Here is a 13,915-nt window from a genome sequence, read left to right on the forward strand (position 1 = left end):
CGGAGAGCGCGTGATCGGAAGGAGAGAAATATTTGGAAAAAGCAATCCGGCTGGACAAATATCTGGCTGATATGGGAAAAGGTACGAGAACGGAGCTCAAGGAGATGATCCGGAAAGGACGGATCAAGGTGAACGGCGAGGTCGTGAAAAAACCGGAGACAAAGATCCGGAAGGGCGAAGATACGATCCTGCTCGACAATGCGCCGGTGGAGTACGTGGAACTGGAATATTATCTTTTGAATAAACCGCAGGGCGTGATCTCGGCGACGGAGGACCGCCGCAGGGAGACGGTCGTGGACCTGATCGATGAAAAGCAGAGGAAAGATCTCTTCCCGGTGGGACGTCTTGATATCGATACGGAAGGTCTGCTCCTCATCACAAACGATGGGGCGCTTGCCCACCGCCTTCTTGCCCCGGGTCACCATGTAGATAAGGTCTACGAGGCGAGATGTGAGGGACTTGTCCCGGATGAAGCGGTACAGAAGTTCCGTGACGGGATGGAACTCTCGGACGGACTTTCCTGCATGCCGGCGGAACTCGAGATCCTGGAGAGGAAGGCCGGGGATCCGGAGACAGGGACGGAGGCGGAGAGTCTGGTGAGTCTGACTCTTCACGAGGGAAAATTCCATCAGGTAAAGCGTATGATGGAGGAAGTCGGCTGTCCGGTTGTCCACCTGAAACGCCTGTCCATGGGACCATTGAAGCTGGATGCGACATTAAAACCCGGTGAGTACCGGAAACTGACGGATAAAGAACGGGAGTTGTTGGAAAACTTATGATAAAAAATTTTTTGGATCATAAAAAAGCGATGCTTTTTGACCTCGACGGGACCCTGGTGGATTCCATGTGGATGTGGGAAGCCATCGATATCGAATTCCTTGGAGCGTATGGTTACGAGTGCCCGGAGGATCTTCAGAGAGCCATTGAAGGAATGAGCTTTTCGGAGACGGCCGTGTATTTTAAGGAACGGTTTAAGCTTCCGTTAAGCCTGGACGAGATCAAGGCAATCTGGGTTCAGATGTCGATCGACAAGTACCGCTATGAGGTCCCGCTGAAGCCGGGTGTGCCGGAGTTTTTAAAATACTGCAGAGAGAACAGGATCCGCACGGGGATCGGGACCAGCAACGGAAGCGAGATTGTGGACGCGGTCCTGACTTCCTTAAATGTGAAGGAATATTTCGACGTGGTGGTGACGGCCTGCGAGGTGGCTCACGGAAAACCGGAGCCGGATATTTACCTGGAAGTGGCGAAGCGCCTTGGCGTAAAGCCGGAGGAGTGCCTCGTATTTGAGGATATCCCGGCCGGGATCATGGCGGGCAAAGCGGCAGGAATGCCGGTGATCGCCGTGGAGGATGATTTCTCAAAAGACCTGATGGACGAGAAACGAGCACTCGCGGATGCGGTGATCGCGGATTACAGAGAACTTTTATAAAGCTGCAAATATTTCAGTGAAAACAGTGACTTTCCTAAGCTGGAAATTCGCTGGAGATGCAGAAAGAAATACAAAAAACATAATAACGGCGGGGGATAAAAGTTTGGGTTCTCCGCCTACGGCAGACCACGGTAAGTTCGGAACAAATATGTCAGACTGGCGGTGGCTGGAAACAATATATGAAGGACATAGAATATGATACATGATTTTCTCCCGGTATGCCGGGCAGATATGGAAAAAAGAGGCTGGGATCAGTGCGATTTCGTCTATGTGTGCGGGGACGCCTATGTGGATCATCCGTCGTTCGGATCGGCGATCATCAGCCGTGTGCTGGAATCCTACGGATATAAAGTCGGGATCATCGCCCAGCCGGACTGGAAGGATAAGGAGAGCATCCAGATCCTCGGAAGACCGAGACTCGGCTTCCTCGTGAGCGCCGGAAACATGGACTCGATGGTAAACCATTATTCTGTCTCGAAAAGAAGGCGCGATAAAGATTCCTACACGCCGGGCGGTGTGATGGGAAAACGGCCGGATTACGCGGCGGTTGTCTACTGCAACCTGATCCGCTCGGTCTACAAAGACATCCCGATCGTGATCGGTGGGATCGAGGCGAGCTTACGTCGTCTCGCACACTACGATTACTGGTCAAACAAAGTAAAACACTCGATCCTCGTGGACTCTCAGGCGGATCTGATCTCCTACGGAATGGGGGAAAAGTCGATCGTTGAGATCGCGGACGCCTTAAATTCCGGGCTTGATGTGAAGGACATCACATTCATCGACGGAACCGTCTATAAAACGGACAGTCTGGATTCCGTCTACGATGCGGTGATCCTGCCGTCCTATGATGAGATCAAAACGGATAAAAGACGGTATGCGGAGAGCTTCGGGATCCAGTATAAGAATACGGATGCGTTCTCCGGAAAACGCCTGGTGGAGCCGTACCGCGACAATTTATATGTGGTCCAGAACCCACCGGCAAAACCGCTCTCCATCCAGGATATGGATGATGTCTACGCGCTCCCGTATATGAGAAAATGGCATCCGTCCTACGACGCGGCGGGCGGGATCCCGGCGTTCTCTGAGGTGAAATTCAGCCTCATCAGCAACCGCGGCTGTTTCGGCGGCTGCAGCTTCTGTGCGCTGACCTTCCACCAGGGCAGGATCATCCAGGTTCGGAGCCATGAGTCTATTATCGAGGAGGCCAAATATCTGACAAACGAGCCGGATTTCAAAGGCTATATCCATGATGTCGGCGGTCCGACGGCGAACTTCCGCTTCCCGGCCTGCAAAAAACAGCTGAAATACGGAGCATGTCCGGGAAAACAGTGTCTGTTCCCGAAGCCATGCGAGAACCTGATCGCGGATCACACGGATTATATCGCACTCCTCAGGAAACTCCGGGCGCTTCCGAAGGTCAAGAAGGTCTTTATCCGTTCCGGAATCCGTTTCGATTATGTGCTCGCAGATAAAAAGAAGGATTTCCTCCGGGAACTCTGCATGTACCATGTCAGCGGACAGCTGAAGGTCGCGCCGGAGCATGTCTCCGACCAGGTCCTCCGCCTTCTCGGAAAGCCGGAAAATGCGGTCTACGAGAAGTTCGCGCAGGAATATAAAAAGATGAATGAGAAGCTCGGGTTAAAGCAGTACCTTGTCCCGTATCTCATGTCCTCCCACCCGGGTTCCACGCTGAAAGAGGCAGTGGAGCTTGCGGAACACCTGAGAGACCTCGGCTACATGCCGGAGCAGGTACAGGACTTCTACCCGACACCGTCGACGATATCGACCTGTATGTACTACACGGGACTCGATCCGCGGACGATGGAGCCGGTCTATGTGCCGACGAACCCGCATGAAAAGGCGATGCAGCGCGCCCTGATCCAGTACCGGAATCCGGACAACTACGATCTTGTGAAAGAGGCGCTGATCAAGGCCGGACGAGAGGATCTCATCGGATTTGACCAGAAATGCCTGATCAAGCCGCGGAAGATGGCGAAAGACATGGCGGGCGGAGACCATTCCGGTCATTCGGGAAAGGCAGCTTCCGGCAGAGGCGGTTCCGTCCGGAGAGATGGCGAAAGACATGGTGGAAATAACGGCCGCGCTGCGTCACGGTCCGAGAAGAGCAGAAATGACAGCCGCTTCGCATCGCAGACCGGAAAAACCAGAAATGACAGCCGTCAGGGCGGCTCAGCAGGAAACAGCCGTCAGGCCGTATCCGGCAGGGCGAAAGGGATGGCAGGCCAGACCGGCGGCAGGAAGCCGAAACCAAGACCGCAGCAGGGAAGAAACAGGAAATAAAGAACGGTCCGGGATCATATCAGAACAGATACCGGTCAACATTTCATTCAGAAAGGCAGATCACATGAGCGGAAAGAAAATTGCGATCGTGACCGGCGCGTCATCGGGAATGGGACGGGAGATGGTGTATCTTCTCGCAGATCATTTCGCAGCGCTGGAGGAGATCTGGGTAGTCGCGAGGAGAAAAGAGAGACTCGAGGAGCTTGTCGGAAAGGTTCCGGTCCGTCTTCGGATCCTGCCGCTTGATCTCACGAGTGAGGAGGACCTCGGCGTACTCTCCGTCCTTTTAAAGAGAGAGCAGCCGAACGTCAAGATCCTGGTAAACGGCGCAGGATACGGAAAGACCGGGGCAGTCGGAACGATCCGGCGGGACCTCTCGGTCGGCATGGTGCGCTTAAACGATGAGGCGCTGGTTACCGTGACGGAGATGGTGCTTCCGTATATCTCAAAGAACAGCAGGATCATCCAGTTTGCCTCCGCGGCGGCGTTTATGCCCCAGCCGGGCTTTGCTGTCTACGCGGCATCAAAATCCTTTGTGTTAAGCTACAGCCGGGCGCTGGCCGTGGAGCTGAAGAAGAAAAATATCTATGTGACGGCAGTATGTCCGGGGCCGGTGGAGACGGAATTCTTCGGGATCGCCCTGGACGGGGGAAAACTCGCTCCGATCAAGAAGCTCACGATGGCGGAGCCGAAAAAGGTAGTAAAAAAGGCACTCATGGACAGCATGAAAGGCAAACGGATCTCAGTGTACGGACCTTGGATGAAGGCGTTTTACGTTCTCTGCCGGATCGTTCCCCACGAGATCTTAATGGGGTTTATCAACTGGTAACTGCCGGACCGCACACCGCATGCGGGCTGGTCTTACGCATCACATACAGCAATAGAAAAAGGGACTGCGGACATCTGAGCAGTTCCCGGAAAAGAGGAAAAAGATTTGAAATTACGACTGGAAAAAGGAACCTATGGATACAGGACTGCCTACAAAAAGCGTCAGCTTTTCTTCGTTGTCCTGTTCATCCTGGCGATCGTGGCACAGCTTATCTTAAGAAATTTTGTCACGGAGCAGATCTATAAGAATCTCGTCACGATCAGTGCGATCCTCACGGTACTCCCAATGGCGAACCTGGCATCACCGCTTGTCGTCGCATCGAGGATCCCGGAGGTCCCGGAGGAGCTCCACAAGGCGTGTCTCCCGTACGAGGACAAATTCCCGATCTTATATGATCTGGTCATCACCTCCAACGATCTGATCATGCCGGTCGATGCGGCGGTCGTTCATCCGACCGGAGTGTATCTCTACTGCACGAACCCGAAAGTGGACCGGAAGAAAGCGGAGAAATTTTTAAACGAGATGTTAGTCGGCTGGAAGCTGGACGGAAATGCGAAGGTCATGAACGAGGAGAAAAAGTTCCTACGGAGGCTTTCTGAGCTTAAGACCGTCACAGAGGAAGAGGATGACGGAAGCGCTCCGCATGTTTTAAAATTATTAAAGAGTCTTTCCATGTAGGGGAATAAAAGATGAGAGAGATCGTGATTGAAAAGAACGAGGCGGGACAGCGACTGGATAAATTTCTCGCGAAGTACATGAATGAGGCGTCGAAGAGCTTTTTCTATAAGATGATGCGCAAGAAGAACATCACGCTGAACGGGAAAAAGTGTGAGGGAAATGAAAAACTCGCCGAAGGCGATGTCGTGAAGCTGTTTCTTGCGGAGGACACCATTGAAAAATTTTCCAGTGTTCAGGTGCAGGAGGTAAAGAAAGTAGATCTCGATATTCTCTATGAGGATGACGAGATCATTCTGGTCAACAAACCGGCGGGTATGCTGTCGCAGAAGGCTAAGGAGACCGATGAGTCTCTGGTGGAGTATCTGATCGATTATCTTTTGGGGAGCGGCAAGCTCACGGAGAGCGGGCTGCGCGCGTTCCGCCCGTCGGTCTGCAACCGTCTGGACCGGAATACCAGCGGTATCGTGGCAGCAGGAAAGTCTCTGGCGGGTCTTCAGATGCTTTCCGGCGTGTTTAAAGACCGCTCGATCCACAAGTATTATCAGTGTCTCGTATCCGGTGTGATCCGGGACGTGAAGACGGTGGACGGCTGGCTTTTAAAGGATGAGAAGAAGAATCAGGTGCGGATCCTCACGGAGGCGGAGGCAAAGCGATTTGGAGGAAGAAGCGGAGACGAGGAGCCGAAACGGATCCGGACAAAATATGAGCCGATCGCGACGGACGGAAGGTTTACGCTGCTCAAGGTGACACTTCTGACCGGACGTTCCCATCAGATCCGCGCCCATTTAGCGTCTCTTGGGCATCCGATCGTGGGAGATTCCAAGTACGGCGGAGTTTCGAAGGTGAACCCCTCAGGGCGGACCGTGAAGTATCAGCTTTTACATTCTTACCGTCTGGAGTTTCCGAAGCTTGCGGAACCGTTTGCCTATCTTTCCGGGAGGGTGTTTGAGGCGCCGATGCCGGGATATTTTTGTTCGGTACTGAAAGAGACCGGGATCAGGCTGCCATAAAATCTGGCAGCGCCGGACAGGAATGTGGCAAGCAAATGGTTGACATAAAAAACTTATGTAAATCACTCGAAAATATTTGTATTGATGATAAGGAACAGCTATGGGAACATGGAAAACCAGGGGCCTTCGTGGTTCCACGTTGGAAGATCTGATCAACCGGACCAATGACAGCTACCGGGAAAAGAAGCTGGCACTGATCCAGAAGATCCCGACCCCGATCACGCCCATCGAGATCGACAAAAAGAGCCGCCATATCACGCTGGCGTACTTCGATATGAAAAGTACGGTCGACTATATCGGCGCGGTTCAGGGGATTCCGGTCTGCTTTGACGCGAAGGAATGCGCGGTGCGGACGTTCCCACTTCAGAACATCCACCCGCACCAGATCGCGTTCATGAAGGAATTTGAAGCCCAGGGCGGAGTTGCCTTCATTATCCTCTCCTTTACAGCGGAGAACGAGATCTATTATGTTCCGTTTGATGTGGTGAACCGTTTCTGGGAACGGATGGAAGAGGGCGGAAGAAAAAGCTTTACCTATGATGAGGTGGTGCCGGAGGCGTACAGGATCCGGAGCCACCGGGACATGTATGTCCATTACCTGGAAGGGATCCAGCAGGATCTTGACCGGAAGGAAGAAAAAGGAGGATACGGCGAATGATTGAAATGGTCATATGGCTCGTTGTGATCGCAGCGTTCGTGTTCCGGGCGTTAAAACAGAACGGGACACTGGACGAACTCTTTGCGGGGGCAAAGAAGCGGAAAGAAAATCAGGAAGAGCGCGTGGTGTATGAACAGCCGGAGGAAGGTTCCGGGAAGAAGGAGAAGAAGAAGGGACCGGGGATCCGGGTTCCGAAGCACACAGGTTTTGCGGTGACTATGGCTGTGATCGTCCTTGTGGCGGCAGTGCTTTCCTTTGACAGCTTCTATACACTTTCCGAGGAGGAGATGGCGGTGGTTACAACGTTCGGAAAACCGGCAGTGGAAGAGGCATCGGGTCTTCACTTTAAAATTCCCGTGATCCAGCGCGTGACCAAGGTTTCGAAGGCCATTACAGGCATGCAGATCGGCTACACGACAGACCCGGCCCGGGCGGACGGCGCGTCCATAGACAATCCGGTATCCATCGAGAACGAGAGTTTGATGATCACAAAGGATTTTAATCTGACAAACGTGGATTTCTATGTGGAATACATGGTCACGGATCCGGTTCAGGCGGTGCGCCACAGAAGTGTGTACGAGTCTATCATCAAGAACCTGGCTCAGAGCTACATCCGCGATACCGTCGGAGTTTATAATGTTGATGATGTGATCACTACCGGAAAGACTCAGATTCAGGAGCGGATCAAAGAGCAGCTCACAAACCGTCTTGTCGAGGAAAATATCGGATATGGAATCTACAACGTGTCGATTCAGGATACGGAAATGCCGAGAGATGATGTGGCGAATGCGTTCAAGGCGGTTGAGGATGCGAAACAGGGCATGGAGACGGCGATCAACTCCGCAAAGAAATATCAGTCTGAGAACATTCCGGAGGCGAAGGCAAAGGCCGATAAGCTTTTGCAGGATGCTGAGGCATACAAGGAACAGCGGATCAACGAGGCAAACGGTCAGGTGGCGCGTTTCGAGGACACATACGCGGAGTATGTGAAGTACCCGCTGATCACAAAAAAGCGTATGTTCTATGAGACGATGGAGGAAGTTCTTCCGGATCTCAAGGTCATCATCACCGGTGGAAACGGCACACAGACGCTGCTGCCGTTAGAACCATTTTCAGAGACAGCTTCCGGCAGCGCAGCACAGACGGGGGGAGGGAACTAAATGAAAAAGACAGGAAAAAGAATCATAGGGATCGTTGTTCTCCTTCTGATCGTTGTTCTGCTTCAGGGCAGTATGGTGAGCACATACAATGATGAGTATAAGCTCATTCTCCAGTTTGGGAAAGTGGTCCGGGTGGTGGAGACACCGGGTCTCAGCTTTAAGATCCCGTTTCTTCAGACAACACAGTCGATTCCTAATTATGAGATGATCTATGACCTTATTCCGAGTGAGGTTAATACGAGGGATAAAAAGGTGATGGTAACGGATTCCTTCGCATTGTGGAGTGTCACAGATCCGCTGGCATACCTTTCCAGACTCGGGGCAAACAAAGCAAATGCGGAAAGCCGAATTTCTGTTGTCGTATACAATGCTGTGAAAAATGTCATTTCCTCCACGGATCAGGCAGATGTGATCTCCGGCCGTGACGGAAAGCTGGCAGAGATGATCACGGAAAAGATCGGTTCTTCTCTGGACAGCTACGGAATCAAGGTAAAAAAGGTGGAGACGAAGCTCTTAGACCTTCCGGATTCCAACAAGGAGGCTGTTTACCAGCGTATGATCTCTGAACGGCAGAATATCGCTGCCGGATATATCGCAGACGGTGAGTACCAGTCCAATGTCATCAAGAACAGCACAGATAAGGAAGTCTCCATCATCATTTCCGAGGCGCAGGCCCAGGCGGAGAAGATCCGGGCGGAAGGCGAGGCAGAGTATATGAGGATCCTTTCCGGCGCGTACAATGACGAGGGAAAGGCCGATTACTATAATTATATCCGCAGTCTGGACGCGTTAAAGGCGAGTCTCAAGGGAGATAATAAGACGATCATTCTGGATGAAAATTCAGAGCTTGCGAAGATCCTCAGGGGAAACTATTAAGGAACGGCCAGGATAAAACCGCAACAGCGGAAAATTCCTGTGAAGCAGTGATGCTGTGGACACGGAACGATCCGGACGAAGCAGGCTGCTGCGGGACATAACCGCGGTCAGTAAAAAAGATCGTGGATGTCTGATAAATAATGATACGGTAAAGGAGAAGGGTTATGTCAAAAGTAGTTGATTATTTCCTCAAGTATGTAGCATTCGATACGCAGTCCGCAGAGGATGCGGGAACAGTTCCGAGTACGGAAAAACAGTTCGCTCTGGCGAAGCTTCTGTCCGAACAGTTAAAGAATATCGGGGTGAAGGACGTCTCCATGAGTGAGCACGGTTACGTGTACGGAACGATTCCGGCAAACGGGGATTATAACTGCCAGACCGTCGGCTTCCTCGCGCATATGGACACTTCACCGGATTGTCCGGATGAGAATGTCCGTCCGCAGCTCGTCAAACACTACGACGGAAAGGATATCACTTTAAATAAGGCGCTCGGAGTGAAGATGACAACAAAGATGTTCCCATTCTTAAAAAACTATGTGGGGCAGGATCTGATCACTACCGATGGAACTACACTGTTAGGTGCAGATGATAAGGCGGGAATTGCCGAGATCATGACCATGGCGGAGACACTTCTGACACACCCGGAGATCCCGCACGGAACCATCAAGATCGCTTTCACACCGGACGAGGAAGTCGGACACGGTGTTGACTTCTTTGATGTTCCCGGCTGGGGCGCAGATGTGGCTTATACCGTTGACGGTGGCGCCTGGGGCGAGATGGAATATGAGACCTTCAACGCGGCATCCATGAAAGTCACGATCCATGGAAGTAACATTCATCCGGGCAGCGCGAAGAACAAGATGAAAAACTCAATCCTGATCGGTCTGGAATTCCAGTCGATGCTGCCGGAGAACGAAAAGCCGCAGTATACTGAGAAGTATGAGGGATTTTTCCACTTAAACCACATCGGCGGAAATGTGGAGAATACGACTCTCTACTATATCGTCCGTGACCATGATATGACGCGGTTTGAGGAGAGAAAAGCACTCGGCAATAAGATCGGCGAGTTCCTGAACGCGAAGTACGGTGAGGGAACAGTCGAGGTGGAGATCGCAGATACCTACTACAATATGGCTGAGAAGATCCGTCCGCATATGTACCTGATGGATGTGGCTGCTGAGGCATTTAAGGAGCTTGGCATCGAGACTCCGGCGATCAATCCGGTCCGCGGAGGCACGGATGGATCGAGACTTTCCTACATGGGACTTCCATGTCCGAACCTCTGTACCGGCGGACATAACTATCATGGAAAGTATGAGTTCATCTGCATTCAGTCCATGGAGAAGACAGTGGAGCTGCTTCTTAAGATCGCAGAAAAGTTTACGAAGGTTGAGAAGCAGGCATAAAATCTGGATCAGGATATGGCTGTTTAGAAAATGCGGGAGGCGCTGGATGTCGCTTCCCGCTTTTCTTTTTGGATGTATGAATGTAATTTAGAACATGTCTTTATATTGAAGGGGCAGAGCATTCATGATATAATCATGCGCAGAAAGGCGGTACAGATTATGATAAAAATGATTCAAAGACGTCTGGACGCGATCCTGCATTGGAATATTTCCTTTGTGGGCGGTTTCCTCGGCGGTTATGCAATCCTTTCCCATGCCGGAGTCTTCGGCTCCGCACAGACGGGAAACCTGATGGAGATGGCTTCGAACGTCCGATTTATGGAATGGGAGGAAGTGGGACTCCGTCTGCTGGCGATGGTGATCTTCGCCTGCGGTGTGATCGCCTCCTATATGCTGACAAACTATACAAACTTACATATGCGGAAGCTGGCGATCTGGGTGGATGCGGCCGGTCTCGGACTTACGGCCCTGCTGCCGGATTGGTTCTCGCCGATTGCGGGTGTTTACCCGATCTTCTTTTGCTCGGCATTCCAGTGGGGTGTATATTCCGGCGCAGATGGTTTCAACAGCGCGACGGTCTTCATCACAAACAACTTCAAACAATCCGTCCTCGGCTGGACGCAGTATGCGTTGACGAAAGATAAAGAATTTAAGAGAAAAGCGGTGCTCTACAGCAACACGGTACTTATGTTCTTCCTCGGCGCTCTCCTCGGTGTCACCGGTGTAGCGGCCTTCGGCAACGCGCTCGGCGCCTGTGTAGGTTTTATTCCCCTTGCTGTCGCGCGGATCTTTATCAGCATCGGTGAACTTCCGGTAGAAGATGAGACTCCGGAGGAGACAGAGGAAGAGGCAGAAGAGATGCTGGAAGAGGCGAAGATTTTGGAGAAGGAAGAGAAGAAGAAAATTTAAAAATTGGATATTTGATGAATGGGAATGGGCAGTTGATTCAGGGATGGGTCGGCTGCCTGTTTTGTATATACTTAGAATATGAGTGGATAGATGCAGCCGCTATGTGTTGGACATTTTACCTGCCGTAGTTGAACGGGGCACTATCCACTCTTTATGCTTATGAACAATCAGTAGCCCTCACGCGGACTCCCGCAGCAGCCGGATCAGCTCCTCCATCGCTGGAAGTGTCTGTTTTCCTTTCAGCGTAACGATGGAGTAGCTGGTAGTATCAGCCGGATTTCCGATCCGGAAGCAGCGGACCGGCTTGGGATAGTGGAAATTTTTCATGTACTGGTAGAAGTTGAATGCGATCCCATAGCCCTCCGCGGCGAGCTGACAGGCAGATTCAAGATTTTCGAGGAGAAAGACCTGTCCCGGTTCGGCGTGATCATAAGCGATGGCAAGGTCTGTGTAGTGCCTGGAGGACTGATCCGGCTTTTGCAGGATAAAACGTTCCCCGTTAAATTGTTTGAGATCGATCCTCGGACATGGATCTTTCCGGCTTTTCTTTGTTGTGCCAACGCATAACGGGTGGTCGGCGGAGACAACAGCGACCATATAGTCCTCATAGAGAGGACGGTATTCCAGCAGCGGATGGCTGGAGGATTCGTTTACGATGGCAAAATCAAGCTCTCCGGCAAGTAGATGCCGGATCATCTGCTCAGTAGATTCCTCGTATGGGACCAGCTTCACGTCCGGATAGCGGGCGGAAAAAACAGGCAGTGCCTTCGCAAGAAGATAAAGTGTTCTTCTGGGATGGATTCCGAAACGGATCGTTCCCGAAGAGCCACCCATGTATTTTTGAAGCTCATTTTCATAATGGGCTTCTATTTTTATCATTTCTTTTGCATGTTCCAAATAGATCTTTCCAGCCTCGGTTGGGATAAACTGTTTCCCGATCCGGTCGAAAAATCTTGTCCCGGTGCGTTCTTCAAGATTTCCTAAAAATATGCTGAGGGCAGGCGGAGAGATATGCAGGGCTTGCGCCGCATCCTTAATTCCCCTGTGTTTTTCAATTTCAAGCATATAGAGCTGTTCCCGCATATCCATGGCGTTTCGCTGGTCCTTTCACTGAATAAATATTTGCAATTTCGCATAAAAATAAACAATATTAAATAAAACAATAAAAATATTAAACTTGCTTTAATTTTATATCTTGATTATAGTCTAAGAAAGAAAACAAATCAAGGAAGGATTGGAAGTATGAAACCATTAAAAGAAAAAAAGCCTTTTCAGGCGCCGCACACATTTGTGATCCTTGTAGTGCTGATCCTTCTGGCAGTCGCAGCCACTTATGTTGTGCCTGCCGGAGAGTATACCCGGTATACGGATGAGGCGACAAACAGAACCCTCGTGGAAGCGGGGAGCTTCCATTATGTCGAATCTCACCCGGTAAGCTTTTTAACCGTTCCGGCACTGATCTACAGGGCGATCGTAAAGGCGGCAAGCACAGTTACGTTTATCCTTATCATCGGCGGCTCCTTTGAGATCATCACATCCACAGGGATCCTCACAGTTCTCTGCAAGAAGATGGCGAAAGCCTTCCGCGGCCGCGAGTATTTTGTGATCCCTGCATTTCTGCTGTTATTTTCTGTTTTTGGAACAACGATGGGAATGTCTGCGGAGGTCATGATCTTTGTGCCGATCGGAATTGCCCTTGCGGCATCTCTGGGACTTGACAAAGTGACAGGTACCGCAATGATTGCTATGGGCGCCGCATCCGGATTTACAGCCGGAATCCTGAATCCCTTCAATGTCGGTGTTGCTCAGGATATTGCGGAGATCCCGATGTTTTCCGGTATGGGATACCGCATTTTTATTCTCGGAGTTCTTCTGGTGATCGATACGGTCTACATTACCTGGTACGCAAAGCGCGTGAAAGCGGACCCGACAAAGAGTATCATTTACGGAGAGCCTGAGGATCAGGAATTTACTTTCGATGATACAGAAGAAGCGCTGAACCTGACCCATGGTCTGACTCTGGCAGTGATCGTAGCCGGCTTTGCGGTCCTGATCTATGGACTCAGTAAGCTCGGATGGTATTTTGAGGAGATGTCTGCGATCTTTATCGCGATGGGTGTGCTCTGCGGTATCGTGAACCGCTATAGCCCAAACAAGATCGCCGCTACGTTCGGAAACGGAGCGAAGGGAATCGTTGTGGGAGCTCTGATCGTCGGAATTGCCCGCGGTGTTGAGCTTGCATTATCTGACGCGATGATCCTTGACACCATCGTCCATGCGATCGCAAGTATCGTAAACATTCTTCCGCAGTCCTTAAAAGCCGTCGGAATGTTCCTTGCACAGTCACTTGTCAACTGTGTGATCACCTCCGGTACCGGACAGGCCGCGGTTACCATGCCGCTTATGGTACCGGTTGCGGATCTGATCGGTATCACGAGACAGACAGCCGTCCTTGCGTTCCAGCTCGGAGACGGATTTTCAAACTCTGTTCTTCCGACATCCTCTGCGCTGATGGGTTATCTCGTCGTTTCGAAGATCCCGTATGTAAAATGGTTAAAATTCATGATGCCGTTATTCCTGATCTGGACATTCTTCGGATGTCTGTTCATGCTTGGGGCACTCATGATCGGCTATTAAGACGGAGGAAAAGAGA

At 51.2% G+C, this 13,915-nt stretch carries 13 protein-coding genes; 12 read left to right on the forward strand and 1 reads right to left on the reverse strand.

Annotated elements, in window-relative coordinates; all coding sequences use genetic code 11:
• The first annotated feature begins 32 nt into the window (after nucleotides 1–32).
• The 11 genes from GPK90_RS11345 to GPK90_RS11395 all read left to right on the forward strand — a co-directional run bounded on the left by GPK90_RS11345 (nucleotide 33) and on the right by GPK90_RS11395 (nucleotide 11,262).
• The gene (locus GPK90_RS11345) at nucleotides 33–779 is read left to right on the forward strand and encodes a pseudouridine synthase (protein ID WP_118322720.1); all 747 of its coding nucleotides are present in this window, start codon (nucleotides 33–35) and stop codon (nucleotides 777–779) included.
• Nucleotides 776–1,432 (forward strand): HAD family hydrolase, encoded by a 657-nt coding sequence (locus tag GPK90_RS11350; RefSeq protein WP_215703018.1) that lies wholly within the window; start codon nucleotides 776–778, stop codon nucleotides 1,430–1,432. Before GPK90_RS11345 ends, GPK90_RS11350 begins: the two co-directional genes overlap by 4 nt.
• 195 nt (nucleotides 1,433–1,627) lie before the next feature.
• Entirely contained in the window at nucleotides 1,628–3,736 is a 2,109-nt protein-coding gene (locus GPK90_RS11355) for a YgiQ family radical SAM protein (protein ID WP_215703019.1), read from the forward strand.
• Between the two features lie 64 nt (nucleotides 3,737–3,800).
• Complete coding sequence (locus tag GPK90_RS11360) at nucleotides 3,801–4,565, forward strand: SDR family NAD(P)-dependent oxidoreductase (protein ID WP_215703020.1); 765 nt, start codon at nucleotides 3,801–3,803, stop codon at nucleotides 4,563–4,565.
• Between the two features lie 105 nt (nucleotides 4,566–4,670).
• On the forward strand, nucleotides 4,671–5,243 hold the full coding sequence (locus GPK90_RS11365; RefSeq protein ID WP_243022229.1) for an O-linked GlcNAc transferase-like protein: 573 nt from the start codon (nucleotides 4,671–4,673) through the stop codon (nucleotides 5,241–5,243).
• 11 nt (nucleotides 5,244–5,254) lie between these two features.
• Nucleotides 5,255–6,253 (forward strand): RluA family pseudouridine synthase, encoded by a 999-nt coding sequence (locus GPK90_RS11370; RefSeq protein WP_215703021.1) that lies wholly within the window; start codon nucleotides 5,255–5,257, stop codon nucleotides 6,251–6,253.
• 100 nt (nucleotides 6,254–6,353) lie between these two features.
• Entirely contained in the window at nucleotides 6,354–6,911 is a 558-nt protein-coding gene (locus GPK90_RS11375) for a Holliday junction resolvase RecU (RefSeq protein WP_118599784.1), read from the forward strand.
• Nucleotides 6,908–8,071 carry an FtsH protease activity modulator HflK gene (gene hflK / locus GPK90_RS11380; protein WP_215703022.1) on the forward strand — a complete coding sequence of 388 codons (1,164 nt, stop codon included), beginning with the start codon at nucleotides 6,908–6,910 and terminating at the stop codon, nucleotides 8,069–8,071. The genes GPK90_RS11375 and hflK overlap by 4 nt, the downstream gene beginning before the upstream one ends.
• The gene (gene hflC, locus GPK90_RS11385; RefSeq protein ID WP_015554456.1) at nucleotides 8,072–8,947 is read left to right on the forward strand and encodes a protease modulator HflC; all 876 of its coding nucleotides are present in this window, start codon (nucleotides 8,072–8,074) and stop codon (nucleotides 8,945–8,947) included.
• A gap of 164 nt (nucleotides 8,948–9,111) precedes the next feature.
• Nucleotides 9,112–10,353 carry a peptidase T gene (pepT, locus tag GPK90_RS11390; protein WP_215703023.1) on the forward strand — a complete coding sequence of 414 codons (1,242 nt, stop codon included), beginning with the start codon at nucleotides 9,112–9,114 and terminating at the stop codon, nucleotides 10,351–10,353.
• Between the two features lie 159 nt (nucleotides 10,354–10,512).
• Nucleotides 10,513–11,262: a YoaK family protein gene (locus GPK90_RS11395; RefSeq protein ID WP_215703024.1), complete on the forward strand. Its 750-nt coding sequence runs from the start codon at nucleotides 10,513–10,515 to the stop codon at nucleotides 11,260–11,262.
• Nucleotides 11,263–11,439: 177 nt separating this feature from the next.
• On the opposite strand, the gene GPK90_RS11400 is transcribed toward GPK90_RS11395, so the two are convergent.
• A complete protein-coding gene (locus GPK90_RS11400) occupies nucleotides 11,440–12,327 on the reverse strand; it encodes a LysR family transcriptional regulator (RefSeq protein WP_215703025.1) in 888 nt (295 codons plus the stop codon).
• A gap of 177 nt (nucleotides 12,328–12,504) precedes the next feature.
• Between GPK90_RS11400 and GPK90_RS11405 the strand changes: the two genes are divergently transcribed.
• Complete coding sequence (locus GPK90_RS11405) at nucleotides 12,505–13,899, forward strand: YfcC family protein (protein ID WP_117469570.1); 1,395 nt, start codon at nucleotides 12,505–12,507, stop codon at nucleotides 13,897–13,899.
• Nucleotides 13,900–13,915: the final 16 nt, after the last annotated feature.

Origin of the sequence: Clostridium sp. MCC344, assembly GCF_018785365.1 — a bacterium.
Lineage (GTDB): Bacteria > Bacillota > Clostridia > Lachnospirales > Lachnospiraceae > Pilosibacter.

Coding starts and splice junctions, on each gene's coding strand:
- GPK90_RS11375 (WP_118599784.1), top strand. CDS start 6,354: ATGGGAACATGGAAAACCAGGGGCCTTCGTGGTTCCACGTTGGAAGAT.
- GPK90_RS11355 (WP_215703019.1), top strand. CDS start 1,628: ATGATACATGATTTTCTCCCGGTATGCCGGGCAGATATGGAAAAAAGA.
- GPK90_RS11370 (WP_215703021.1), top strand. CDS start 5,255: ATGAGAGAGATCGTGATTGAAAAGAACGAGGCGGGACAGCGACTGGAT.
- GPK90_RS11360 (WP_215703020.1), top strand. CDS start 3,801: ATGAGCGGAAAGAAAATTGCGATCGTGACCGGCGCGTCATCGGGAATG.
- hflC (WP_015554456.1), top strand. CDS start 8,072: ATGAAAAAGACAGGAAAAAGAATCATAGGGATCGTTGTTCTCCTTCTG.
- pepT (WP_215703023.1), top strand. CDS start 9,112: ATGTCAAAAGTAGTTGATTATTTCCTCAAGTATGTAGCATTCGATACG.
- GPK90_RS11405 (WP_117469570.1), top strand. CDS start 12,505: ATGAAACCATTAAAAGAAAAAAAGCCTTTTCAGGCGCCGCACACATTT.
- GPK90_RS11350 (WP_215703018.1), top strand. CDS start 776: ATGATAAAAAATTTTTTGGATCATAAAAAAGCGATGCTTTTTGACCTC.
- hflK (WP_215703022.1), top strand. CDS start 6,908: ATGATTGAAATGGTCATATGGCTCGTTGTGATCGCAGCGTTCGTGTTC.
- GPK90_RS11400 (WP_215703025.1), bottom strand. CDS start 12,327: ATGCTTGAAATTGAAAAACACAGGGGAATTAAGGATGCGGCGCAAGCC.
- GPK90_RS11395 (WP_215703024.1), top strand. CDS start 10,513: ATGATAAAAATGATTCAAAGACGTCTGGACGCGATCCTGCATTGGAAT.